The sequence below is a fragment of the Lentzea cavernae genome, assembly GCF_014653695.1.
GTDB classification, from domain to species: domain Bacteria; phylum Actinomycetota; class Actinomycetes; order Mycobacteriales; family Pseudonocardiaceae; genus Lentzea; species Lentzea cavernae.
The window spans coordinates 149,189-171,573 of the sequence record NZ_BNAR01000004.1 but is presented as its reverse complement, the minus strand read 5'-3'; the positions used below and the strand labels follow the sequence as shown (position 1 = coordinate 171,573).

The 22,385-nt window shown below is 70.3% G+C and carries 23 protein-coding genes; 13 read left to right on the top strand and 10 right to left on the bottom strand.

The window, feature by feature from the left end:
- Positions 1 to 28: 28 nt before the first annotated feature.
- Positions 29 to 727, top strand: a complete 699-nt coding sequence (locus tag IE307_RS14785; RefSeq protein ID WP_191298514.1) for an SDR family NAD(P)-dependent oxidoreductase — start codon at positions 29 to 31, stop codon at positions 725 to 727.
- A 22-nt stretch (positions 728 to 749) separates the two neighbouring features.
- Here the strand turns inward: IE307_RS14785 and IE307_RS14780 are convergent, their stop codons facing one another.
- Complete coding sequence (locus IE307_RS14780; RefSeq protein WP_191298513.1) at positions 750 to 1,619, bottom strand: helix-turn-helix transcriptional regulator; 870 nt, start codon at positions 1,617 to 1,619, stop codon at positions 750 to 752.
- Positions 1,620 to 1,710: 91 nt separating this feature from the next.
- Here IE307_RS14780 and IE307_RS14775 point away from each other — a divergent pair, with 91 nt between their 5' ends.
- From IE307_RS14775 to IE307_RS14765, 3 genes are all read left to right on the top strand, one after another.
- Positions 1,711 to 2,142, top strand: a complete 432-nt coding sequence (locus tag IE307_RS14775; protein WP_191298512.1) for a hypothetical protein — start codon at positions 1,711 to 1,713, stop codon at positions 2,140 to 2,142.
- A gap of 78 nt (positions 2,143 to 2,220) precedes the next feature.
- Positions 2,221 to 2,556, top strand: coding sequence for a hypothetical protein (locus tag IE307_RS14770; RefSeq protein WP_191298511.1), 336 nt, complete (start codon positions 2,221 to 2,223; stop codon positions 2,554 to 2,556).
- Positions 2,553 to 6,242: a P-loop NTPase gene (locus IE307_RS14765; protein ID WP_191298510.1), complete on the top strand. Its 3,690-nt coding sequence runs from the start codon at positions 2,553 to 2,555 to the stop codon at positions 6,240 to 6,242. Before IE307_RS14770 ends, IE307_RS14765 begins: the two co-directional genes overlap by 4 nt.
- A gap of 4 nt (positions 6,243 to 6,246) precedes the next feature.
- Here IE307_RS14765 and IE307_RS14760 read toward each other — a convergent pair whose 3' ends face one another.
- Both IE307_RS14760 and IE307_RS14755 read right to left on the bottom strand, forming a co-directional pair.
- Positions 6,247 to 7,488, bottom strand: coding sequence for an RNA polymerase sigma factor (locus IE307_RS14760; protein ID WP_191298509.1), 1,242 nt, complete (start codon positions 7,486 to 7,488; stop codon positions 6,247 to 6,249).
- On the bottom strand, positions 7,485 to 7,877 hold the full coding sequence (locus IE307_RS14755; RefSeq protein ID WP_191298508.1) for a YciI family protein: 393 nt from the start codon (positions 7,875 to 7,877) through the stop codon (positions 7,485 to 7,487). Before IE307_RS14755 ends, IE307_RS14760 begins: the two co-directional genes overlap by 4 nt.
- 214 nt (positions 7,878 to 8,091) lie before the next feature.
- On the opposite strand from IE307_RS14755, the gene IE307_RS14750 reads away from it, so the two are divergent.
- The 3 genes from IE307_RS14750 (at position 8,092) to IE307_RS14740 (ending at position 9,539) form a co-directional block, all read left to right on the top strand.
- Complete coding sequence (locus IE307_RS14750) at positions 8,092 to 8,613, top strand: hypothetical protein (protein ID WP_191298507.1); 522 nt, start codon at positions 8,092 to 8,094, stop codon at positions 8,611 to 8,613.
- 262 nt (positions 8,614 to 8,875) lie between these two features.
- On the top strand, positions 8,876 to 9,112 hold the full coding sequence (locus IE307_RS14745) for a hypothetical protein (protein ID WP_191298506.1): 237 nt from the start codon (positions 8,876 to 8,878) through the stop codon (positions 9,110 to 9,112).
- A 115-nt stretch (positions 9,113 to 9,227) separates the two neighbouring features.
- Complete coding sequence (locus IE307_RS14740) at positions 9,228 to 9,539, top strand: hypothetical protein (protein WP_191298505.1); 312 nt, start codon at positions 9,228 to 9,230, stop codon at positions 9,537 to 9,539.
- A 39-nt stretch (positions 9,540 to 9,578) separates the two neighbouring features.
- Here the strand turns inward: IE307_RS14740 and IE307_RS46720 are convergent, their stop codons facing one another.
- The gene (locus tag IE307_RS46720; protein WP_229904715.1) at positions 9,579 to 9,863 is read right to left on the bottom strand and encodes a hypothetical protein; all 285 of its coding nucleotides are present in this window, start codon (positions 9,861 to 9,863) and stop codon (positions 9,579 to 9,581) included.
- 138 nt (positions 9,864 to 10,001) lie between these two features.
- On the opposite strand from IE307_RS46720, the gene IE307_RS14730 reads away from it, so the two are divergent.
- Complete coding sequence (locus IE307_RS14730) at positions 10,002 to 10,235, top strand: CGNR zinc finger domain-containing protein (RefSeq protein WP_229904714.1); 234 nt, start codon at positions 10,002 to 10,004, stop codon at positions 10,233 to 10,235.
- Between the two features lie 183 nt (positions 10,236 to 10,418).
- Positions 10,419 to 10,769, top strand: a complete 351-nt coding sequence (locus IE307_RS14725) for an STAS domain-containing protein (protein ID WP_191298504.1) — start codon at positions 10,419 to 10,421, stop codon at positions 10,767 to 10,769.
- Positions 10,770 to 10,782: 13 nt separating this feature from the next.
- On the opposite strand, the gene IE307_RS14720 is transcribed toward IE307_RS14725, so the two are convergent.
- The 4 genes from IE307_RS14720 to IE307_RS14705 all read right to left on the bottom strand — a co-directional run bounded on the left by IE307_RS14720 (position 10,783) and on the right by IE307_RS14705 (position 14,567).
- Positions 10,783 to 11,727 (bottom strand): anti-sigma factor RsbA family regulatory protein, encoded by a 945-nt coding sequence (locus tag IE307_RS14720; protein ID WP_191298503.1) that lies wholly within the window; start codon positions 11,725 to 11,727, stop codon positions 10,783 to 10,785.
- Positions 11,724 to 12,563 carry an MEDS domain-containing protein gene (locus IE307_RS14715; RefSeq protein ID WP_191298502.1) on the bottom strand — a complete coding sequence of 280 codons (840 nt, stop codon included), beginning with the start codon at positions 12,561 to 12,563 and terminating at the stop codon, positions 11,724 to 11,726. Before IE307_RS14715 ends, IE307_RS14720 begins: the two co-directional genes overlap by 4 nt.
- A 22-nt stretch (positions 12,564 to 12,585) precedes the next feature.
- Positions 12,586 to 12,978 (bottom strand): hypothetical protein, encoded by a 393-nt coding sequence (locus IE307_RS14710; protein ID WP_191298501.1) that lies wholly within the window; start codon positions 12,976 to 12,978, stop codon positions 12,586 to 12,588.
- A gap of 65 nt (positions 12,979 to 13,043) precedes the next feature.
- A complete protein-coding gene (locus tag IE307_RS14705) occupies positions 13,044 to 14,567 on the bottom strand; it encodes a glycosyltransferase family 4 protein (protein ID WP_191298500.1) in 1,524 nt (507 codons plus the stop codon).
- 472 nt (positions 14,568 to 15,039) lie between these two features.
- On the opposite strand from IE307_RS14705, the gene IE307_RS14700 reads away from it, so the two are divergent.
- The 4 genes from IE307_RS14700 to IE307_RS14685 all read left to right on the top strand — a co-directional run bounded on the left by IE307_RS14700 (position 15,040) and on the right by IE307_RS14685 (position 19,354).
- Complete coding sequence (locus IE307_RS14700; RefSeq protein ID WP_191298499.1) at positions 15,040 to 16,191, top strand: nucleotide disphospho-sugar-binding domain-containing protein; 1,152 nt, start codon at positions 15,040 to 15,042, stop codon at positions 16,189 to 16,191.
- A 192-nt stretch (positions 16,192 to 16,383) separates the two neighbouring features.
- Positions 16,384 to 17,685 (top strand): FAD-dependent monooxygenase, encoded by a 1,302-nt coding sequence (locus tag IE307_RS14695; protein WP_191298498.1) that lies wholly within the window; start codon positions 16,384 to 16,386, stop codon positions 17,683 to 17,685.
- Between the two features lie 261 nt (positions 17,686 to 17,946).
- Positions 17,947 to 18,546 carry a hypothetical protein gene (locus tag IE307_RS14690; protein WP_191298497.1) on the top strand — a complete coding sequence of 200 codons (600 nt, stop codon included), beginning with the start codon at positions 17,947 to 17,949 and terminating at the stop codon, positions 18,544 to 18,546.
- 25 nt (positions 18,547 to 18,571) lie between these two features.
- Entirely contained in the window at positions 18,572 to 19,354 is a 783-nt protein-coding gene (locus tag IE307_RS14685) for a carbon-nitrogen hydrolase family protein (protein WP_191298496.1), read from the top strand.
- Positions 19,355 to 19,398: 44 nt separating this feature from the next.
- Here IE307_RS14685 and IE307_RS14680 read toward each other — a convergent pair whose 3' ends face one another.
- Complete coding sequence (locus IE307_RS14680) at positions 19,399 to 21,063, bottom strand: flavin monoamine oxidase family protein (protein ID WP_191298495.1); 1,665 nt, start codon at positions 21,061 to 21,063, stop codon at positions 19,399 to 19,401.
- Positions 21,064 to 21,090: 27 nt separating this feature from the next.
- On the bottom strand, positions 21,091 to 22,068 hold the full coding sequence (locus IE307_RS14675) for an ACP S-malonyltransferase (protein ID WP_191298494.1): 978 nt from the start codon (positions 22,066 to 22,068) through the stop codon (positions 21,091 to 21,093).
- Between the last annotated feature and the right edge of the window lie 317 nt (positions 22,069 to 22,385).

The window sequence follows — 22,385 nt, the reverse complement described above, 5'->3', positions numbered from 1 at the left end:
AAGTTCTCGCCGGACGACGATCGTTCAAATGACCACCATCTTCATCACAGGCGCCAACAAGGGCCTCGGCCGCGAGGCCGCGCGGCGTCTCGTCGAGCTCGGCCACACCGTCTTGGCCGGAGCTCGTGATCCCCAGCGGGGCGAGGAAGCGGCTGCCGCCGTCGGGGCTAGGTTCGTGCGGATCGACGTCACCGACGACGCCTCCGTCGCGGCCGCGGCGGCGGACGTCGCCGAGCACGAGGGCCACGTCGACGTCCTGATCAACAACGCCGGTGTGAGCGGTGCGCACGGGGTGGCCGCCGAGGCGCTCACCGGAGCCGACGTGCTGGACGTCTTCGACGTCAACGTGGCCGGGGTTGTGCGCACGGTCAACGCTTTCCTGCCGTTGCTGCGCAAGTCGGTGGATCCCGCCATCGTCAACGTCAGCAGCGGCATGGGGTCGTTCACGCACACGCACGACCCGGAGCGCGCGGAGGGGCAGGTCGTCGCGCCGGTCTACACCGCGTCGAAGGCGGCGCTGACGATGCTCACCACCCAGTACGCCAAGGCGTTGCCGGACGTCCGGATCAACGCGGCCGATCCCGGTTACACGGCGACCGACCTCAACGGTCACAGCGGCCCGCAGACGGTCTCCGAGGGAACGGACGCCATCGTGCAGCTCGCCACGGAGGGACGCGGCTCCGGTACCGGGCGCGTCATCGACCGGTACGGCGCCGTGGCCTGGTAGTCGCGAGGACCGGCCGGGCTGCTCAACGCGCCACGTCCTGGACCTGTCCGCCACCCGTGACGAGCGCGAGTTGCAGGCGGGTCTCGTCCTCGCTGCTCGGAGCGGCGGACAACACGACGATCTTGAGCTCCAGGTCCCCGTCGGTCAGCACGTCGCAGGTCACGTCGACCGGGCCGACGGAGGGGTGGTGGATCGTCTTGCTGTCCTCACGGTGAGTTCCGACGGCGCCCTGCGCCCACAGCTCGGCGAACCTCCGGTTCCCCCTGAGCAGGTCCGCGATCAGGGCGGCCAGCCTGGGATCCGCGGGGAAGCGGCCGGTGGCTCGCCTCAGGTCGGACGCGACCGCCACCTCGGTGGCGGCGGTGTCCGACGTGGCCACCGGCCACCCGCGCAGCCGGGAGGCGTCCGGCCGCACCGGGAAGGTGTCGCGGGCGAAGTTGCGCTGTCCCGGCGGGATCGGCGTCGGGTCGCCGACCAGCGCGGCCCAGCCCCGGTTCCACCAGAGCAGCTGCCAGTCGGCCGCGAACACCGCCGCGGCCGTGTGCCCCAAGCCGGTGAGCACGCGCTGCACCCCAGGCGGGATGTGGTCGGAGATGGCGTTGTGCGCCGGGACGGCCAGTCCCGCGAGCCTGTAGAGGTGATCGCGTTCGGCCACGTTGAGCTGCAACGCCCTCGCCAGCGAGGCGACCACCTGCTCCGACGGACTCGTCGACCGTCCCTGCTCCATGCGGGTCAGGTAGTCGACGGAGATGCCCGCGAGGTCGGCGAGCTCCTCGCGCCGCAGGCCGGCCGCCCGCCTCGAGCGCCGGGCGGGGAGACCGGCCGCAACCGGTCGCAACCGGTCCCGCCACGCCCGGATCGTCGACCCCAGCGAAGCGTCGTCGTTGCTCATCGCTCCAGTCTCGCGCGTCCGGTGCTCGCCGGGGTGGTACTGGTTGTCCTACTCGGCCCGCCGCACCCCGCGACCGCGTTAAGGTGCGGGAATGGCGGGGGACGGGTTCGTCGAGGTACGCGGGGCCGACCGGGGCGGGAACGTCGTCCCGTACCTCTTCGCGGTGGCGCTGATGGTCACCGGACCGATCGTCTACGCGGCCGCTGACGGCGGCACCGTCGGCATCGTGCTCACCGTGGTGCTGCTGCCGCTGGGCATTGGCGTGTGGCGTGGTGTCACGCGTGCCAAGCGGCGACTGCTGCGCCTCGACGAGGTCGGCCTGCCCGCGACCGCCGTGGTCCTGTCGGTGGAGCCGATCAGCGAGGACCCCACCGTCCGCGTCCGGCTCCTGGTCAAGGGCCCGGACGTGCCCGAGTTCGTGGTCGAGCACGACACCAGGTACGACCCCGCCCTGAAGCCGGGGAACACGCTCGTCGCGACGGTCGACCCCGACGACCACCTCGACTTCGAACTGGACTACTGAGCAGGGCAGACCTTCTGACGGGCTCGTGGGTGTCACACCGGGGCCCGGACCGCCGATACACGTCGGGGGAGGTCGATCATGGCGAGCAGTGCGAGGCGCCGGCCGCTGGCCGGTGGGATCGTGGTGGGGATGTTGTTGCTGCCCAGCGCGGTCAACGTCGCTACGGGGGCGTTGCCCGACGCCTGGGCGCGGTTCGCCTGGGTGGGGGTGCCGATCGCGGTCGTGCTGACCGTGGTGCTGGTGGTGCTGGAGAAACGGGCTCGCGCCGCGGCGGAACCGGCCGGCGAGCAGGAGGCGCGCGGCGGCGACCAGTACTACGTCACCGGGCCTCAGAGCACGCAGATCAACTCGCCGCAGGGGACGGTCAACGTCCAGTACGGGACGCAGCCGCAGCCCGAGCGTCGCGAACCATGACCGGTGACCAGCGCTTCGTGAGCGGTCCCGGCAGCGTTCAGATCAACAACCCGCACGGACCGGTCAACGTGACCGCGGCGACGCCCGCGCATCGGCTGGAACCGTTCTCGTTCGCCCCCGCGGTGGACCCGGCGTCGCTCGGGCACCAGCCCAGCCAGTTGCTCGACGCGCGGAGTCAGGTCGTGCCGTTCAGCGGGCGCGAGGACGAGCTCACCGCGTTGGCGGCCTGGAGGGACGCCCCGGTCGCGTCGATGTCCGCCCTGCTGGTGCACGGGCCGGGAGGGCAGGGGAAGTCGCGGCTGGCCGCGCGGTTCGCCGACCTGTCGGCCGCGGGCGGGTGGGAGGTGGCGCTCGCCCGTCACGCGTCGGAGGCGACGAGTTCCGACGTGGCGTTCGTGCCGCGTGCGACCGGTGGCGTGCTGGTGGTCGTGGACTACGCCGACCGGTGGCCGCACCTGGAGCTCGTCGCGCTCCTGCGGGAGGTCGGGCAGCTGGGCGAACCGGTGCGGGTGCTGCTGATCGGGCGCACGGTGCAGTGGTGGCCTGCTCTGCGCGGCGAGTTGCGGGAGATCGGTGCCGAGGTCGGTGACCTGCTGCTGCCGGAGTTCGCCCGCGGTGTGGGAGAGCGCGAACGTGCTTTCGTCGCAGCCCGCGACCGGTTCGGGGCTGTGCTGGGCGTGTCGGCGCCGGTGGACGAGGTCGCACGCGGGTTGGACGGCGACGAGTTCGGTCAGGTGCTGACCATCCACATGGCCGCTCTCGTCACGGCGCTTCGCGCGCGGCACCCCGGTGGGCCGATGCCCGACAGCGTCGAGGGCATCGCGGCGTACCTCCTCGACCGCGAGCGGATGGGATGGGAACGCCTGCAGCCGCGTCCGGAGTTCAAGACGTCGTCGGCCGACATGGCCCGAGCCGTGTTCACCTCCGTGCTCAGCGACAGCATGTCCCACCGCGAGGGCGTCGCCCGGCTCACGCGCCTGCGGCTCGAACCCGTCCAGCAGGTCCTGGACAACCACCGGTTCTGCTATCCGCCGCTCGACCGCTCGAAGGTGTTGCAGCCGCTGCAACCGGACCGCCTGGCGGAGGACTTCGTCGCGCTCCTGTTGCCGGGGCACGACATCAGCGGTTACGACCCCGATCCGTGGGCCTGCGACGTGCCGGGCGTCCTGCTCGGCATCGGCGAACCGGACGCGGTGGTGCCGTCGACGGTCGCCAGGACGATCACGGTGCTCGCCTCCGCGGCCGATCGGTGGCCGCACGTGGGCGGGCAGCTCGGCGCGTTGCTGCGCGAACGCCCGGAGGTCGCCGTCCACGCCGACAGCGCCGCGTTGATCGCACTGGCCGAGGCGCGGCACGTCGACACGGACGTGCTGCTCGCCATCGAGGTGCACTTCCCCGGCGAACGCCAGGTCGACCTCGACAGGGGCGCCGCGGCGGTCACCGAGCGACTGGTGCGCGAGCACGTGACCGACACCGCCCGCCTCCAGGACGCCGCGTCCTGGTACTCGAAGCTCCTGCTCCGGCTGGGGCACGCCGGGCGCAAGCAGGAGGCGGTGCAGGCCGGCTTCCAGGCGCTCGCCGCGCTCAGCCGGCTCGATGAGCTCGATCCGCCGACTTACGGGGTCGACCTCGCGTTGTGCGTGATGCGCATCGGCGCCTACCTGTCGGACATGGGACAGCACGACAGCGCGGTCGGCTTCACGGGCCGCGCGGTCCAGCTGTTCCGCGGAGCCGAGGACACGGGCCGCGCTCGAGCCGGTCTGGCGCTCACCCTGTCCAACTACGGCAACCAGTTGCAGAACATCGGACAGCGCGGGAACGCCGTCGCGGCCGCGGAGGAGTCCGTCGCGCTGCATCGGTCGCTGGCGGGCACCGATGCCTCGGATCCGCCGATGTTCGCGTTCGCGCTCAACGCACTCGGCACGAGGCTCCTGGCCGTCGGTGAGCACGAAGGCGCGCTGCGCGCGCTCAGCGAGAGCGTGGACGTCTACCGGCCGCTCGTGGACGGCGCTCCGGGAACACATCTGCCCGGCCTGGCGCGGGCGTTGACGAACCTCGGCAGCGCCTGCTTCCGGCTCGACCTCCCCGCGGAGGCGGTGGAAGCCTCCGCGGAGGCGGTGGGCATCAGGCGCGACCTCACCGAGCTGAACGCGGAGGCCTACGCCGCCGATCTGGCGCTGTCGCTGATGAACCACGCGGGCAGGCTCAGCGACGTCGGCCGGAGTGCCGAGGCGGCGGCCACCGCGGACGAGGCCGTGCCGTTGGCCCGGAAGCTCGCCGGCACCGACCGCACCCGTCACGAGGCGCTGCTCGCGGCGACGTTGGCGAGCCACGGCGCCGTGTACGCCCACGTGGACCGCGACCGTGCCGTCGCTTCGCTCCGTGAAGCCATCGCGTTGCTCGAACGCCTTGTGGTGAACAACGAAAGCCATCGGTCCATGTTGGACACGACGGTGCGCAACCTGCACATCGTTGATCCCACGTACGCCGCGTCCGCCTACGAACCGGACGTCGTCGAGGTGTTCAACCGCGGTGTGCAGCTCGAGAAGGCCGGACGCAGGACCGAGGCGGAACGGTTCTACCTCCAGGCCGCCGACGCGGGACTCGCCGAGGCGATGTTCAACCTCGCGCACCTGCACCGCGCGGGTGGCCGTCCGGAAGACGCCGAACGCTGGTTCGCCGCCGCCGTCACCGCGGGCATGACCTCCGCCTGCTTCAACCTCGGCGCCCTGTGCTGGCAGCAGGGCCGCCGGGACGAAGCGCGGCACTGGTTCCGCGCGGGTGCCGACGCGGGCATGGCGAACGCCATGACGGCCCTGGGCGCGGTGCACCGCGATGACGGGGACCTGGCCGGGGCCGAGCGCTGGTTCGCCGCGGCCGCCGACCAGGGCCACCCGGAAGGCCACTACCGGTTCGGCTTGATGCTGGCGGAGCAGGACCGGCACGCGGAGGCCCTCGCCCAGCTCGCGCGGGCGGCCGAGGCGGGCCACCCCGAGGCCGCCAAGGAGCTCGCCGACCAGCAGATGCGGCACAACGAGACCCGGAAGGCCCAGCAGTGGTGGCGTGTCGCTCGTGCCAGGAGAACCCCGGCTCCTGAAGAACCGAAGACCGTGCCGCCATCGGACCACCCGCTCGCGCAGGCGGCCCGCGAGCGCGGGATCCCGACGCACACGGTGTCCCCGGTGCAGAGCGTGGCCGTGGCCGCCGAACTGCGTGACGCGCACGTGTCGAACCTGCTCGGCGCGGGCCAGCTGGACGAAGCCGTCGACACCTACCGGGAGAGCGCGGAAGGCACCGATGCCCTCCTGGCCCTGCTCCCGGCCGGTTCCGACATGACCTACAGCCTGCTCCGGCAACGTGCGGTCGACCTCACCAAGATGGCGTCCCTCCTGCAGCAGTCAGGTCGCACCGCGGAAGCGCTCTCCGCCAGCCGCACGGCTGTCACCTCGCTGGGCGAACTGGCAGCCCGCTTCGGTGACGTGGCCGCACATGCCTGGGCACAACGGGTTTTCTCCGCGATCCGGGCCGAGGCACGCACCGACGTGGAGCAGGCCTTGGTCGAGGTCGAGGAAGCCGTCGCGACGTTCTCCCGGCTCGTCGAGTCGGGGGAGGCGCACCACGCGGCAGCGGAGCTGCGGCTCTGCCTGATCGTCCTGGCCGACCTGCGATCAGGATCCCGGGGGTGAACGGTCATCTCGGGGCGAGTCGGCGGATCCGGGCGTTGAGGTAGCGCTGCTCGGGCTGGCTCGCCGTGAGCCGGGCCGCCTGGCGGTAGCTGTCGAGCGCGCCCTGCAGGTCGCCGCTCATCTCCAGCAGATGCGCTCGCACGGCGTGAGTGCGGTGGTGCCGTCGCATCACGGGATCGTCGAGCAACGGGCCGATGAGGGCCAAACCGTGCTCGGGTCCGAACGCCATCCCGAGCGCGACGGCCTGGTTGAGCGTCACGACAGGGCTCGGCGCCACCCGCGCGAGCATGGCGTAGAGCAGGGTGATCTGCCGCCAGTCGGTTCCCTCCCAGTCCCCGGCCTCCGCGTGGACGGCGGCGATCGCGGCCTGCAGCTGGAACCTGCCGACGTGCCCGCGCGGCAGCACCTGTTCGAGGATGCGCACGCCTTCCGCGATCCGCTGGTGGTCCCACCGGGACCGGTCCTGCTCGGCGAGCGGCACGAGGTCGCCGTTCTCGGTCCGGGCGGCCGCGCGGGCGTGCGTCAGCAGCATCAACGCCAGCGCGCCGGCGACCTCGTCGTGGCCGGGGACGACCGCGTGCAGCTGCCGGGTGAGGCGGAGGGCCTCCTCGGCGAGCGGGGAGTCGACCAGCGCGTCACCGGTGGACCGGGTGTGCCCCTCGGTGAACATGAGGTGGCAGACGTCGAGCACGGCGGCGATGCGCGCGGGCAGGTCGGCCTGCTCCGGGAGCCCGAACACCGCGCCCGCCGCCCGCAACGTGGACCGCGCCCTGGTGAGGCGTTGCGTCATCGTGCGCTCGGGCACCAGGTACGCGGCGGCGATCTGCGCGGTGCTCAGCCCGCCGACGGCGTGCAGTGTCAACGCGACCTGCGAGGAGCGGCTCAGACTCGGGTGACAGCACAGCAGCAACAACCGCAGGGTGTCGTCGCCTTCGTCGTGAGGCGGCTGGTCGGCGGCGGGGGAGAGGTGGGAGTCGACGGGAAGTGCGGCGCCGAGAGCGTTCTCCCGCCCCGTCCGCGCGCCGTCGGCCCGCACCCGGTCGATCAGCCGCCGGGACGCGACCCGGACGAGCCAGCCGCGGGGGTTGTCCGGCACACCGTCGCGGTCCCACTGCCGCGCCGCCGCCTCGGCCGCCTCCTGCGCGGCGTCCTCGCAGTCGCCCAGATCGCCGTACCGGTGCAGCAGGGCGGCGAGGACGTGCGGGGACTCGCGCCGCCACACGTCCTCCACCACCCGTGCGCTCACTGGTCGGAACCGCCCGGCCACATCGCGGGCCGCAACTCGACGGTCTCGCCCGGCCCCGCAAACCGCGCCGCGATCTCCTCCGCGCGCGCCTGCCCGTCCACGTCGATGAGGAAGAACCCGGCCAGGTGCTCCTTGGCCTCCGAGTACGGGCCGTCGGTGACCAGCGGCTTCCCGTCGCTCCACCGGTACAGCCGCGACGACTCGGGCGCCCCCAGCGCCTCGCCCCCGAGCAGCTCGCCCTTCTCCCGCAGCTCCCCGAGCAACGTCTCGAACTCGGCGTGCAGCCGCTTCAGCTGCTCCTCCGGCATGTCCTGGTAGTCGGGCAGGTAGTCGGGGGTCGGGTGCCCCCACGGCTGCGGGTTGGAGTGGATCATGATCACGTACTTCACCATCGGCCCCTTGGACTTCGTCGTGGACGCAGCCGGTCGGCCCCATCCTCGCCCGGGACGTCGGAGCGGGACGCGTCGTGTCTACATCTCGTCAGGAGGAATTTCTCGCGGCAAGGGCTGCAGGGCCGCGGCTGTCGCGCGGCATCGGCACGGACCGTGCCCGGTCGCGGGAGGTCGAGGACGCGGGCGAACGCGGCTGGGTATGTTGACGTGCGTGGTGCAGGTGTTCATTCAGCCGTCCTACGGGACTCCGGAGGCGCGCAGGCACTGGGCCGACACGCTCGACAGGACGGTGCCGTTCCGGTCCGCGCGCTTCGCCGAGGTGCTGGACCCCGCCGATCTCGCCCGGTTGACCAGCGTGCACCCGAGCGGCCGCGCCCGGTTCTGGGGCGCCACGGAGCGGCACGACAAGCGGATGGACGGCCTGGCCACCGGTGACGTCGTGCTCCTCACCGGCCAGAAGCACGTGCTGGCCGTCGGAGAGGTCGGCCACGGGCTCCGGGACCCCGATCTCGCGCGGCGCCTGTGGAACCCGGATCCGGCGAAGTGCTTGTGGAGCAACGTGTACAGCCTGCGCCGGTTCTGGCCGGTGCGGATGCCCTACGAGGAGATCTGGGCGCTTCCCGGCTTCAACGCCGGGGACAACTTCATGGGACTTCGCTTCCTCGCCCCGGAGAAAGCCGCTGTCGTCCTCGAGCGCATCGCCTCCGTGCGCGAGGACGATCACGGCGACTGAACACCGACGCTTGTCTCTCCACAAAGGACAAAAAGCGGTGGAGAGCCAGTGCGGGACGGATGTTCTGGAATCTGGGAAATCGGTCTTCGGGTGTTGAAAACATCGCTCACTCGAAAGTGTACTTCGGCGCGGTTGTTCATACGATCGCGTGATCATTGGCGTCGTGGGCCCCGGTCGTGTGGATATGGTTCCGGCCGGGCTCGTGGTCGGCGTTTTTGCTTGCCGTGAGTTGTTCCCGAAAAGATCCTCAAGGAGAAACTTCGTGCTGAAGAAGGCAGGAGCGGCCGTCGCTATCGCGGGCGCTTTCCTCGGTATCGGTTCCACCGCCATGGCGGACGCCCCCGAGCTGGACCTCACCCACCAGGTCGGTGGCGTCAACCTGGACGACTCCGAGGTCGTCAGCGACCTGAACGCCTGCTTCATCGACGTCAACGTCATCGCGGTGCCGGTGCTGTCCGGCAACGACAGCGGGCTGTGCGCCAACCCCGACGACAAGTGACGTGAGACGGCGCCTTGCTGCAAGCGCGCCGTTTCGTCAGGGAACGGAGCCCTGACCTGTGTCGGGCTCCGTTCCCATTTGTGGGATTCGACGACTTTCCTAGGAGTTCTTCACCATGTTGAAGAAAGCGGTCACCGCGGTAGCTGTCGGCGCGGGTTTTCTGATGATGGGCACGCCGGCGTTCGCGACGCAGGGCGGCGAGACGGACGACCTGACGCAGCGCGCTTCGGAGTACGACCACGACCACCAGGTCAGCCTGGTGAACCTGGAGAACGCCGAACTGCTCAGCGACATCAACGTGTGCCACGTCGAAGTGAACGTCATCTCCGCACCGGCGTTCTCGAGCGAGGACGCCGGACCCTGCACGAACCCCGACCTCGGCATCGACGAGGTCGCGCACCCCGCCGAGGGCGACTCCGAACGCTGACGCCGTCATAGGCGGTTCAGGGCACGATCGCGGATGCGCTCAGGCGAAGGACGTCGCGGTGCGGACTCCCGCGACGTAACGCTCCGCGAACTCCCGCGGCGCGTTGACGAGGTCCTCGGGGAAGATCGTGAACGCCGTCGGCGAGTCGCCACGCCGCCACCCCGTCACCGGTGCCGCGAACGGGTAGCCCGGCAGAGCGCGGACGACGGCGTCCAGGTCCCGGAGGACCTTCTCGAACCGCAGCACGGAGTCGGGCCAGCCGTGCGGTAGGCGGCAGCGCGCGGATCTGTGCTTCTGCTCCCGCCAGTCGTAGTGCCCGCCCATTAGGTGACGAGGCCGGCCAGGAAGCCGCCGTCAACGCCTCGCTCCCACCCCGCCCCGGCGAGCATCCGCCGACGCCCGCGGGCGTCGGCGGACTAGCTGGCCGAGCGTGATCTCGCTGCAACCGGTGCGCCAGCGCACGTGGAGGCCGCCACCGCGCTGCGCACGGCGTTGCGCGAGGCCGTCGTCGAGGCGGTGGCGAACGGCGTGGCCAGGGGCGACTGGGCCCAGGTCGAGCTCTGCGCCGCACCGGACTGCCGGTGGGCCTTCCACGACGTCTCCCGCAACGGCCGCGGACGCTGGTGCGCGATGGAGATCTGCGGCAACCGCCACGAGACCCGCACCTACCGCGAACGCCGACAGCACGTCCGGTGAGGGGGATCAGGCGGCGCGATCGGATGAGACACTGCACCAGTGCGCCGATGACCTCTCCCACAACCCGAGAAGCTGCGGTCCGCTCGGCGCACAGGACCGCCTCATCGATCTCCGCACAGGGTCGACGACGACATCGCCTCCGCCAGTCCGAGACCACGCCACAGCTTTCGCACAGGAGACCCGGTGACCGACCAGGCCAGCATCGCCACTCTCGAACCGCATCCGACGGGCTCGCACGTGCTGCGGATCGCCGGCGAACTCGACTTCCACACCTCGCCCCAGGTGTGGAGGGTGCTCGACGGGGTCGACTTCAGCACCGGTCTCGTCATCGACGCGACCGGGGTCACCTACTGCGACTCCACCGGAATCAGCGTGTTCGTCATGGCCTACAAGCGTGCGCAGGCCGCTGACAGCCCGTTCGGCCTGGCCGGGTTCAACGACGAGATGATGCGCCTGTTCCGGGTCATCGGGCTGGACGACGTCCTCCCGTTCTACGGGACCGTCGAGGACGCCATCGGCGGTCACAGGTCCTGAGAGGGGCCCGCGGCTACGACGAGAGGGCCAGGAGCGCGTGCACCGTGGTGCCGTGCCTGGTGGTGTGGATGCGGACGAGGTCGGCGAGCTGGTTGATCAGCAGCAGTCCGCGGCCGCCGAACTGCTGCGGCACGGGTGGGCGGCGGCCTGCGAGCGGGTCGGTCAGGTGCCCCTCGTCCTCGACCGTGCAGACCAGGTGGTCCTGGTCGCGCCAGAGGCGCAGGCGGCAGCTCCCGCCGCCGTGCCGCAGGCTGTTCGCGACCAGTTCGCCGGTGATGAGCTGGAGGTCGGCCATCCGCCCTGCGGGAAGGCCCAGGCGGTGCGCGTGGGTCGTGGCGAACGTGCGTGCGGTGCGGACGTCGGCGGAGCTGCCGACCTCCACCTCGGCCGCGTCCGCGACGACCGGCAGCGGCTGGTTGTAGTGGTCGATGACGCCACGGGGGTCGTACCGGTCGCTGTCCTCGCGCCGGGAGCCCTCCCACACCAGTGGATGGGTGGCCAGGGCGTCGGCCAGTGCGCGCTGGCCGAGCGTGGAGGTGTCGTAGGGGCAGACGATCGTGACGTCGCGCCCGGCGAAGGCCAGGTTGATCAACGCCTCGTGCTGGGCGCACGCCGGGTACTCGGTGGTGGAGCGGCCGGCCCAGATGGGCTCGCCGATGATCCGCACGTGCACCCCGTCGTGGCGGTCGGCGAACCGGCGCAGGACGGTGGGGATGATCCGGCCCGGGTTGCGGCCCGCGACCTCCATGTCGATCAGGGTCACCTCGTGCGCGGCGTCGCCCAGTGCCTCGCGCAGCAACCGCAGCCGCCCGCCGGGCACTGCCACGGCGACGGGCTGAGTCCGTTCCAGGCCCTCGGTGATGAACGGCACGAGCCCGTCCAGGTACTGCTCATCGGTGCCGTAGAACAGGGCGGGGTGGATGAAACGCCCCAGGGGCGGCAGTTCCGCAACCGTCATGCCGCCGCCTCCACGCGCACGTCGACGAGGTCGAGCAGGTCGACCAGGCGGGCGGCCCCCGGCCAGGACGTGCGCAGCACGAGCACCGCGTCCCGGTCGGCGGCGTACCCGGCGAGGCGCAGCAGGCTGTTGTGGTCGAGGAACTCCAGGCCACCGGCTTCGAGGACCAGCTGCCCGTCCCGCGGGCGCGGGGCGGCGCGGTCCAGCGCCTTGCTGAACAGCTCTCCGGTGACGAAGTCGGTCTCGCCGCCCAACGCGGTGCCGCCGTGGTCGGCGTACAACCGGAAACCGGGCAAGGGCGAGTTGGTGTTCGGGTGCATGCAGGCCACCTGCGCGAACGTCTCCTCGTCCACGGCACTGGCGGCATAACCGCACATCGCCGAGAACGGGCTGGTGGTCATGTAGTGGTCCACCAGGTGCTCGTAGCGGGCGAACGCGTCGAGCTGCTCGGCGGTGCGCACCAGCGGCGTGCAGTCCGCGGCCACCCGCAGGCCGGTGTACCCGGCGGCCAGGGCCGTTCGAGTGGCTTCGGCGTAGGAACGCACCTGCGCGGCCGGGTCGATCGCCGCCTCGACCGCGTACTGGTCGTCGAGCGAGACGATCTGCGCCGCCCCGGTGTCCAGGGCCTCGTCGATCCGGTCGATGCCGCGCAGGTCGCCGGCCAGTGCGGTCACGTCACCCGGCGCGATGTACCGGACCTGGTGACCTCGGGCGAGTCCGTCGGACAGGAACTCGCGGGCATGAGCGCGGAACTCGTGTGCTTCCTCGAACCGCCAGCACACGTGGTCGTGAGCGCCCAGCCCACGTGTGTTCTCCGTCAGTCCTGACCTGCGCACCCCGGCATTCTAACGTCGCCGGTCAGGCGTCCTCCCGGGCCGCCGGCAGGACGTGGACCCCGCTCGTTCCTCGTGCAAAACGCAGTCGTGCGAGCTGCCGCAGCAGTTCTTGGCGGACCGGTTCCACCTCGGCGACGAGGTCGGCGAGCTCGTCCAGTCCCGGGGCGTCCGGGTGGTCGAGACGCCACCGCGCCAGTTGCCGCGCCATCGTCGCCTGGCTGACGTCGACGTCGTGGTACTCGTCCTCGAGCTGGTCGCACCACGAGCTGTCGGCCTGCTCCGGCGTCAACCCGGCCAGCTGGCGGGCCAGGTCGCGAGCCTCGCCGAGCTCGGCGCGCAGACCCGCCAGCGCCACGGGCACCATCTCGACACCGAGCTCCGCGGGCTCCTGGTCATCTTCTTGATCAATTCCCACGTCCGCACGATACGAACGCGCCGACCAGCGCGAACGAACGACACTCACGCGTGGCCACAGGTTCGTCAATCCGTGCGACGAGGTGGGAATCCCGACAGCCCGCGGTACAGCGCCGCGAACGGTTCCGCGACGGCGTCGATGTCGAACCGCTCGCGCACCGTCCGCTGCCCGGCGGCGGCGATCGGCGCGGTCGCCGCACCGAGGCCGACGACACCGGCCAGCCCTTCGCCCAACGAGCGCACGGTCGCCGTGTCGACCAGGAACCCGTTGCGGCCGTGGTCGATGTAGTTGCGCAGCCCACCGCGCACGGGGCCGGTCGCGAGGAACCCGGCCTCCATGGCTTCGAGCACCGCGATGCCGAACTCCTCCTTCGCGCTCGAGCAGGCGTACACGTGGGGTGCGCCGGAGACGGCCGGGGTGGCCGCCAGCTCGTGTTGCAGCTGTCTGACCGCGTGGTTGGACCACGCCGTCAGGACCGCGAGCCGGCCGCGTGCCGACGGTGACGAACGGGCGAGTGCCAGCACCTCGTCGAGCACGTCCTGTTCGTCCGGAGTCCGGTCGGTCGCGGAACCGCCGATGACGACCAGCGCGGTCGAGCGGTGCAGGCCCGCGTCCAGCCACGCCTTCACGAGCAACGGTTGTTGCTTCATCGGGTGCAGGCGGCCCACGTTCAGCAGCACCGGCAGCCCTTCGGCGGAGGAGTCGAGGCGGGGGAGGGCCGACGGGGCGAACAGTTCGCGGACCAGCGACCGGCCGGTGTGCGGAGGCGCCGGCGAGATCCCTTCCTCGAGTGCGGGCAACTCGTCCTGGGCGAGTCCGGGGAAGTGCGCCAGCACCTCGTCCTGCCGGCCGCCGATGGTGATCACCTGGTCGGCGTGGCCGACGAGGTGGTCGGCGGCGCGGACGCGGTGCAGGTCGAACCGCATGGCGGCGAGGTCCGCCGTGCCGTCGAGGTGGCGTTCGGCCAGGTGCCGGTGCGGGTCCGGGGTCACGGTGAACACGAGCTTCGCGCCGAGCAGGCGTGCGGCGTCGGCGACGGCGAGAGAGCCGTCGTCGGAGTAGCGCACGTGCACGACGTCCGGCGTCAGGCCGCAGCGCGGGAGGATCTTGGTCAGCCACCAGGTGATGCCTGCCCGGTGCCGGGCCATGTCCGGTTGGGCCGGTGCGACCGGGGAGTCGACCGGTACGTGCACCGTCCAGTGGTCGGACGCGGAGTGCCGTTCCACCGTCACCGTCGTCGGCTCCGGTGCGAGGACGACGGTGACCACTCGGCCGATGTCCTCCCGTCGCACGAGTGCCTCGGCCAGGGACGAGAGGAAGACGGTGAGGCCGCCGCTCGCGCCCTCGCCCGGAGGGGCCGTGCCGCCGATGAGCATCGACTGGGCGATGGTCGGCTCCGTCACGGGCGGGGCCACCGGCAGCGGGACGTCGTCGTGCAGGAGGTCCAGCATCAGCTTCTCGTACGGGGAACGGGCATCGGCCTCGACCGGCTCGCCGAGCAGGTCGAGGTACCGCCACAGCGGTGGGCCCGTGACGATCGCGCGTGCCTCATCGGGGTCCAGTGGTGTGAGGCGGTGCGACGTGGCCAAGTCGAGCAGTCGCTGCTGGAGCTCTCGGTCCTGTGTGGAGAGAAGCGCGTTTCGCAGACCGGCGGTCGTGGCGGATGCGCCGTGCGCCTTCACGACTGCGTGAAGTAGCTCGCCGGTCGAGGAGAACGTGGCTGGGTCAGGGGCTTGTGACAGGGTGGTGAGGAGTGCGTGCGGGCTCGGTGCCGCGGGGGCGGTCGCGGCCCGCCGGGACTCCAGCGCCTGCTGTACCTCTGGATGTGTTCGCACGCTTGACGTTCGAACCGCCGGGGTGGTTCGGATCGAACAACTTCCCAGTTGTGTCAACGAGGAGGAGCACGTGTCCCGGTTCGCCGTCATCAGTCCACCCTTCCGATCGCACGCCCAGCCCATGTCGGTGTTCGCGAAGGCCTTGAGCGCGGCGGGCGCGCGGGAGGTGACCTTCGCCTGTGGTGCCGAACTGGCTGACCTGGCAGGCGATCTCCCTTTCGTGCCAATGAGAACCACGCATGAGTCGAACAGCGGCATCGCGGAGAGGACCGTGCAGGACGCAGGGTCCGCCCGCGGTGTCACGGACTTCATCGAGGCCACGAAGGCAGGTGCGGCAGCGACGCTGCTGGCCCAGACCCGCCGTCGCAGAACGGAACCGTTGTCCTCGCCCGATCAGGTGCTGCGAGAACTCGGCGCTCTGCACGAACGCGTACGACCCGACTGGTACGTGGTCGATCAGATCGACTACGCGACCACTTTGGCGGTACACGCTCTCGGAGTGCCGTTCATCTCTTTTGTGACAGGACATCCGACGTACCTGGTCACACGCGGCGACCAGTTCTTCGGGCTGCCGCAGGTGTGGCCGTCCGCGGTGCGTCCGTCCTCATCGGACCTCGAGGAGCTCGCCGCGGAGGTGCGCCTCACGGATCAGGCGCTCACCACCGCGTTCGCCGAGTTCCTCGGCGTGGCCGCCCCCGCACGTCCGGTTCCGCCTCGTGCGTTCGCGTTGACCTCCTCCCGTGCCGCCGTGGTGAACTACCCGGAGCTGCCGTGGTTGCCGCCGTTGCCGGCGGACCAGGAGCGGATCTTCCTGGGCCACTGCACGAACCCCGAGCCGCTGGACGAGGTCTGGCTCGATCGCGTGCGCGGGCGCCGCGTACTCCTGGTCGCACTCGGCACCTTCCTGTCCGCACGCCACGACGTGCTGCGCACGGTCGTTCGGGGAGCGTTGCGGATCGAGGGCTTGACGGTCGTGGTCGCCGCGGGAGGCAGGACTGCCGAACTGGCTGATCTGGCAGCTGATCCGCGGGTGGTCGTGGAGCCGGTCGTCCCGCAGCAGGCACTGCTGCCGCACGTCGCCGCGATGGTCCACCACGGCGGCAACAACTCGTTCACCGAATGCCTGCGGGCGGGGGTTCCCGCGGTGGTGCTGCCCTTCTCCAGCGACCAGTTCTGCATCGCCCACGACGCCGAACGAGCGGGAGCGGGTGTGTGCCTCGACCCCAACGCCGCCTCGCCGGAGGACGTGGCCCAGGCGGTGCGGTCGGTGCTCGAGAGGCCGGAATCGGTCGCGGGCCTGCACGACGCGGTCCGCGCCGCAGGTCCTGACCGGGGCGCGGCGCGCCTGCTGGAGGTGCTGAGCCGGGATCCGGCATGAGCGGGTGATCGCTGCTCACCACGACACCTCCTGCTCGGTCTCCGGTCATGAGTCCATCGTCGACCGGCGAAACCGGCCCTGCATGATGAGCGGCGCGGTTCGTCCGGTCACATCCGGGACCCGCCGTCGCCCGTCGTGCAAGCCCGGCGGGGCTTGGTTAGATTTCCCAGGAGTCATCCACGGGAGCTGACGATGGACGAACCACACGAGGTCACCGAGGCGGAGTGCGTCATCGCCGGCGGTGGCCCGGCCGGGGTCGTCCTGGCGTACCTGCTCGCCCGTGCGGGCCTGCGCGTCGTGCTGCTGGAAGCGCAGAAGGACTTCAACCGCAGGTTCCGCGGCGACACGCTCGCCCCGTCCGTGCTCGACTACCTCGACCAGCTCGGCCTGGCGGACGAGATCCTGGACACCATCCCGCACGCCAGGGCGGAAGCCTTCCAGTGGCACACGCCGAAGAAGACCTACACGATCGCCCGCTACGACAAGACCAGCGCGAAGTACCCCTACTACGCCCTGATCCCGCAGGCGTTGTTCCTCCCGCACGTGGTGAAGCTGGCCGAGGCGCATCCCGGCTTCGAGGTGCGCATGCGGGCCAAGGTCAACGAGTTGCTCCGCGACGGCACCGGCAGGGTGTGTGGAGTCCGGCACACGGGTGAGAACGGGCACCGCGAGGTACGCGCTCGTCTGGTCATCGCCGCCGACGGGCGCAACTCGAAGGTGCGTGTCCTCGCCGGTGCCCAGCCCACCCAGCTGGGCGCCAGCCTCGACCTGCTGTGGCGGGAGTTCCCGCGCCACGACGGCGATCCGGCGCTGTCGGGTCTGCAACTGTTCGGGCACCGGCTGGGCACCATCGCCGTGCTGAACCAGGTCGACCACTGGCAGATCGGGTTCACGATCGAGGCGGGGTCGTTCCCGCGCATCCGATCAGGCGGCCCTGGCCCCGTCGTCGCGGCGCTGCGGGAAAGCCTGCCCTGGCTCGGCGACCGGGTCGACGCCGTGGCGGATCCGGGGGAGTTCACCCTGCTGCCCGTCCGCATCACGGAGGTCGACCGGTGGTACCGCCCCGGCGTCCTGCTCATCGGCGACGCGGCCCACGTCATCTCACCGGTCGGCGGCAACGGCATCAACTTCGCCATCTGCGACGCCGCCGAGACCGCCAACCAGATCGCGCACCTGCTCCTCGAAGGCAGGCCTGACGCCGAGCTCGACGCGGCCTGTGCGGAGGTGGAGACCCGCAGGAGGCCTCCGGTCCAGGCCGAGCAGGAACGCCAGGTGCGCATCGAGCGCGGTAGTGCGGCGCGCGTCCGCCGGGGCCTGGCCAGTCCGGCGCCCGTGTTGCGGTTCGTCGCCGCCGTGAAACCTCTCGCCACTTTCTTCGGTTCGCTGAACGCGAAGGGCGTGATGGCTCCGGCCGCTCCTTCGGACGTCATTCTCCGGGGTGAGACGCAGGTGCCGGGAAATCGGCTCGCCGATGGTGGCTCGATAGTGGATTGATGGCCGTGAAGAGTCGAATTGTGTGATCGGAGTTACATCGCACCGCGACCAGTCCGAGGACTGGCGCGGTGAGGTGTCCGATCCATGATTGGAGGACGGCATGGACGCGTACGACATGCTCGCTGACGAGGAAGGACACGTTCGCGGCTACGATTAAATGCAGCTCATCGCGCGCGAGGGAGTCGCTTTCGAGGCTCCCTCGCTGATGGCACGAGAACAGAACGATAGAAGAACAATAGATCGCGGTGCCAGGGTCGGCGCATGACTGAGATCCTTGCGCACGTGCGCGAGAACCCGATTCTCGCCTTGATCATCGGTTGCGAGATCGGGTTCTGGTTCTTCCTGCTCGCCGGGCTCGTCGCGCGTTATCCGCTGCGCAGTCCCAAGGTCGGTGCCGCGCTGCTGATCTGCACGCCGCTGGTGGACGTGGTCCTGCTCATCGCCACGGTGTTCGACCTGCGCGCGGGTGGTGAGGCGACCTGGCCCCACGCGGCGGCCGCCATCTACCTCGGTCTCACCCTCGGCTTCGGGCACGGCATCATGCGGTGGGCCGACCAGCGCTTCCACCACCGCTTCGCGGGTGGCCCGCCGCCCCTCGCCCCGCCGAAGTACGGCCGGCCCAAGGTGCTTCACGAGTGGAAGCAGTTCGGCAAGTTCGGGCTCGCCTGGCTCATCTCGACCGTCATCATGGCCGCGTTGGTCTTCTTCGTCAGCACGCCCGCGCAGACCGAGCTGTTGTGGAAGATCGCCATTCCGGTCATGACGGGCGTCGGCGCTGCCTGGTTCGTCTTCGGGCCGCTCGTGACCACGATTCGCCCGCCGCGTCCGCGCGCCGGCTTCCACAAGACCTACATCGGCTGACAGCGCGGTGTGGGAGGAGAACACCATGAGAATCGCCTGTTGGCAGGCCTCGACGCACCCGTCCGACGTGGCGGGCGCTCTTGCTCGTCTGCGGGTGCGCGCGGGGCAGGCCGCCGAGGCCGGTGCGCGGTTGCTGGTCACACCGGAGATGTCGTTGTCCGGCTACAACATCGGCAGGCGCACGCTGCGTGAGCTCGCCGAGCCGGAGAACGGGCCCATGTGCGACGAGGTCGCGCGCATCGCCGCCGAGTCCGGCGTCGCGATCGTGCACGGCTGGCCCGAGCTGGACGGGGAGCGCGTCCACAACTCCGTGCGCGTGGTCGGTGCCGACGGAACGGGTCTTGCCACCTACCGCAAGACGCACCTGTTCGGCGCCCTCGACCGGTCGAGCTTCAGCGCCGGGGAGACCGGGGTCGTGCAGGCCGTCGTGGACGGCGTGACCATCGGTTTGATCATCTGTTACGACGTGGAGTTCCCGGAGCTGGTTCGCGCGCACGCGTTGCGCGGCACCGAACTCCTCGTGGTGCCGACCGCCCTGATGGTCCCGTGGCACTTCGTCGCCGAGACGGTGGTGCCGGCTCGCGCCTTCGAGAGCCAGCTGTTCATCGCCTACACCAACTGGACCGGGCGGGAACGCACCCTGGAGTACTGCGGTCTCACCAGGGTGGTGGGACCGGACGGGCGTGTCGCCGCGATCGACGCCGGGACTGCGGACGGGCTTCTGGTGGCCGATCTGGACCTGTCGCTGATCGCGAAGGTCCGCGCCGAGACGCCCTACCTCACCGACCGGCGTCCGGAGCTGTACTGAGCTGTCCCAGGTCCTGGCCGCCGGCCACGACCTGGGACGCGTCTTCAGATGACGACCGGTGCCAGCTCGTCGAAGAGGTCACCGGGCCCGGGGTTGTCGGGGTGCGTCGAGCCGCCGAGGTGGCGCACCACGCCCCAGACCGCGTTCAACGCCGTCTCCACGGCGTTCTCCGCGAACCCTCCCAGCCACGAGATGTCGTCACCCGCCATGAGGAAACCGCGGTGCTTCGCGTCGAACTCGTCCTGCATGAAGTTGGTGAACAACGCGCGCTGGTAGCGGTACTGCCCCGGGAGGCTGGACTTGAACGCGCCCATGAAGTTCGGCTCGGTCTCCCAGGTGACCGCGACCGGCGGCGCGATGATGTGCGACCGGATGTCGACGTCCGGGTAGATCTGGGCGAGCGACGCCAGGACCACCTCCAGCCTCTCCTCCGCGGTGAGGGTGGCGACCTTCAGGGAGTCGTCGTTCCACGTGTACGACAGGCACATCACGCCGGGCTGGTCGGGCCCGTCGTCGAACAGGTAGACGCCGCGCGGCAGCCGGTCGGTCAGCGTCATGCTCATGACGTCGCGACCGGTCCGCTCGTCGCGGTCGCGCCAGAACGGGCGGTCGGTCAGCGCGAAGAGCTTCGAGGAACCCTGGTAGTGGGTCCGTTCCACGGCGGTCCACAGGTCGGACGGCAGCAGGTCGGGGTCGCACTGGATGCGGGACAACAGGTTCCAGCTCTGCGCCGTGAAGACGGCCACCGGGTACTCGCGCACCTCGCCGGACACGTCCTCGATCAGGTATCCGGCGCCGCGGCGGCTGATCCCGCGCACACCCGGCATCGGTGTCCCGTCGTGCAGCCGCGCGAGCGAGGTGCCGGCGGGCCAGTGCACGAGGTCGTCCGGCTCGTGCCGCCACAACCCGGTCGGGACCTGTTGGCTGCCACCGATGATGCGGTACTGCTTGTCACCGACCTCGGTGTAGACGACGCGCAGGACGTCGAGCACGGAGTTGGTGAAGTCGGTGTCCCACCCGCCGCAGCCGAAGCCCACCTGGCCGAAGATCTCCCGCTGCTCGAACGACGAGAACGCCGCCGTGGAGGTCAGGAAGCCGTAGAACGACTGGTTCTCCAGTTCGCGGACCGTGCGGTTCCACAGGGCCTTGATGACGGAGATGTCGCGGCGCTCGATCGCGCCCATCATGACCGGCAGGTCGGCCTTCTCGTGCAGCGCCTTGGACCACGCGTCGGAGACCTGCTGGAACGTCAGGGGGAGATCCTCGGGACCGCGCGCCCAGTGCGTCTCACCGCGCAGGTTGATGACGGTGCTGGGTGTGGCGTCGGCGAGCGGGTTGGGGAACGCCTCGGCTTTGAGGCCCAGCTTGTTCACGTAGTGGAACAGCGTGGCCGACGGCGAGAAGCGCATCGATCCCAGTTCCGCCCTCGGTTCCGGGTGTCCCTCGAACCCGACGGTGCGCATCCGCCCGCCGAGCTGCTCGATCTCGTAGACGACGGGCCGCAGTCCCAGCTTCATGAGTTCGTAGGCGGCCACCATGCCCGAGATCCCTCCACCGATGACGGCCACCTCGGTGCCGAGCCGTTGCGCCGGCACGGCACCGAGTCCCGCCTGGTGGTTCAGCCAGTCGTCGTAGACGAACGGAAAATCCGGGGACAAACCCGCGGTCGGTGCCGGCTCGTCATCTGTGACAATCGACGTCAATCCCATTTTGAAACCTCGATGATTCGTCGGATCTCAGCGGTGTGACGGAACTGCGGTCAGTGGTGAGCGCGAGGGCGATGAGGCCTGCGTGGAAGGCCGGCGGGACTTCAGGGCGTCCTTCGGACCGGCCGCCACCACGTCGAAGTTCTTCCTCAGCAGCCCCAGCCGGTGGATGAGGAAGTCCGGGCCCGCCACGCAGAGCCGCGTGAAGCCCTCGTTCACGAGCCGGTCGTGGATGTGCCCCCAGTGCACCGGGGTGACGGTGGACGCGTCGAGCAGCGCGCCGACCTCGGCCCCCTCGCTGACCAGCGAGCCGTCCTGGTCCGAGATGATCGGAATCGTCGTCGCGGTGAAGGAGAACTGCCCCAGGACCTCTTCCCGCATCCGGGCGCGCAAAGGCTCCAGGACACGGGCGTGTGCGGCCGGGCGCATCGTGGTCAGGCAGTAGCCGCCGCGGTCGCTGATCCTGCGCTTGAACGACTCGAGGTGCTCCTCGTGCATCGTGACGAGGTGAACGCCGGGGTCGAAGTATCCGGAGATCTCGTGCCACTCGTCGTTCTGCGACATGGTGGCGAGGACGTCGTCCAGCCGTTCCTGAGGCGTGCGCACCACCAGCTGGCTGACCAGGTCCCGCTGTGCCTCCCGGAAGTGGTCGAGCTCGCACCGCGCCAGTGCGGCGGTGAGCCGGACGACCTCGGCGAACGGCATGGCTCCCGAATAGGCCACGGCGGCGCGTTCTCCGAAGCTGGACCCGACGCACATGTCCGGGCGCAGGCCCAGTGACCTCTCCATCCAGTCGGCCATCGCGACGGAGTTGACCAGGAAACCGATCTGCTGCGCCGCGCTGTACTCGTCGGGACCGGATCGCAGCTCGTCGAGCAACGAGTACCCGAGCGCGGCGTCCGCCTCGGCCAGTCTTCGGCGGGCGAACGGACTGACCGTCATGAACCTGCCGACATCACCGAACTTCGACGGACCCATTCCCGGGAACACGACTGCTGTGCGGCTCATGTCGACGCCTCCAAACACCATTGGATCTACCTGGCCCTGGCCTGCCGCAGTGGCGAGAGGGTGTTTCGCGGCCAAGGGGAAATAGGAATGGATCCTATGTTCGGACGAGCGCGCCGAGTAATGGAGCGGTTCCCCGCGCCGGTCATCGCCGAGTAATTCCGGTGGTCACGCCCGAGTGGTGCGCGCTGAGCCCGTCCGCCCGGATGGTGAGTTCTTCTCCAGTGGCCGGTGAATGGAATCTCAACATCCCGCGGGTACTCGGGCTGTGATTACGTTACGGCAGTTCTGCGTCCCGATGTGCTTTGCCGGGATCGCTT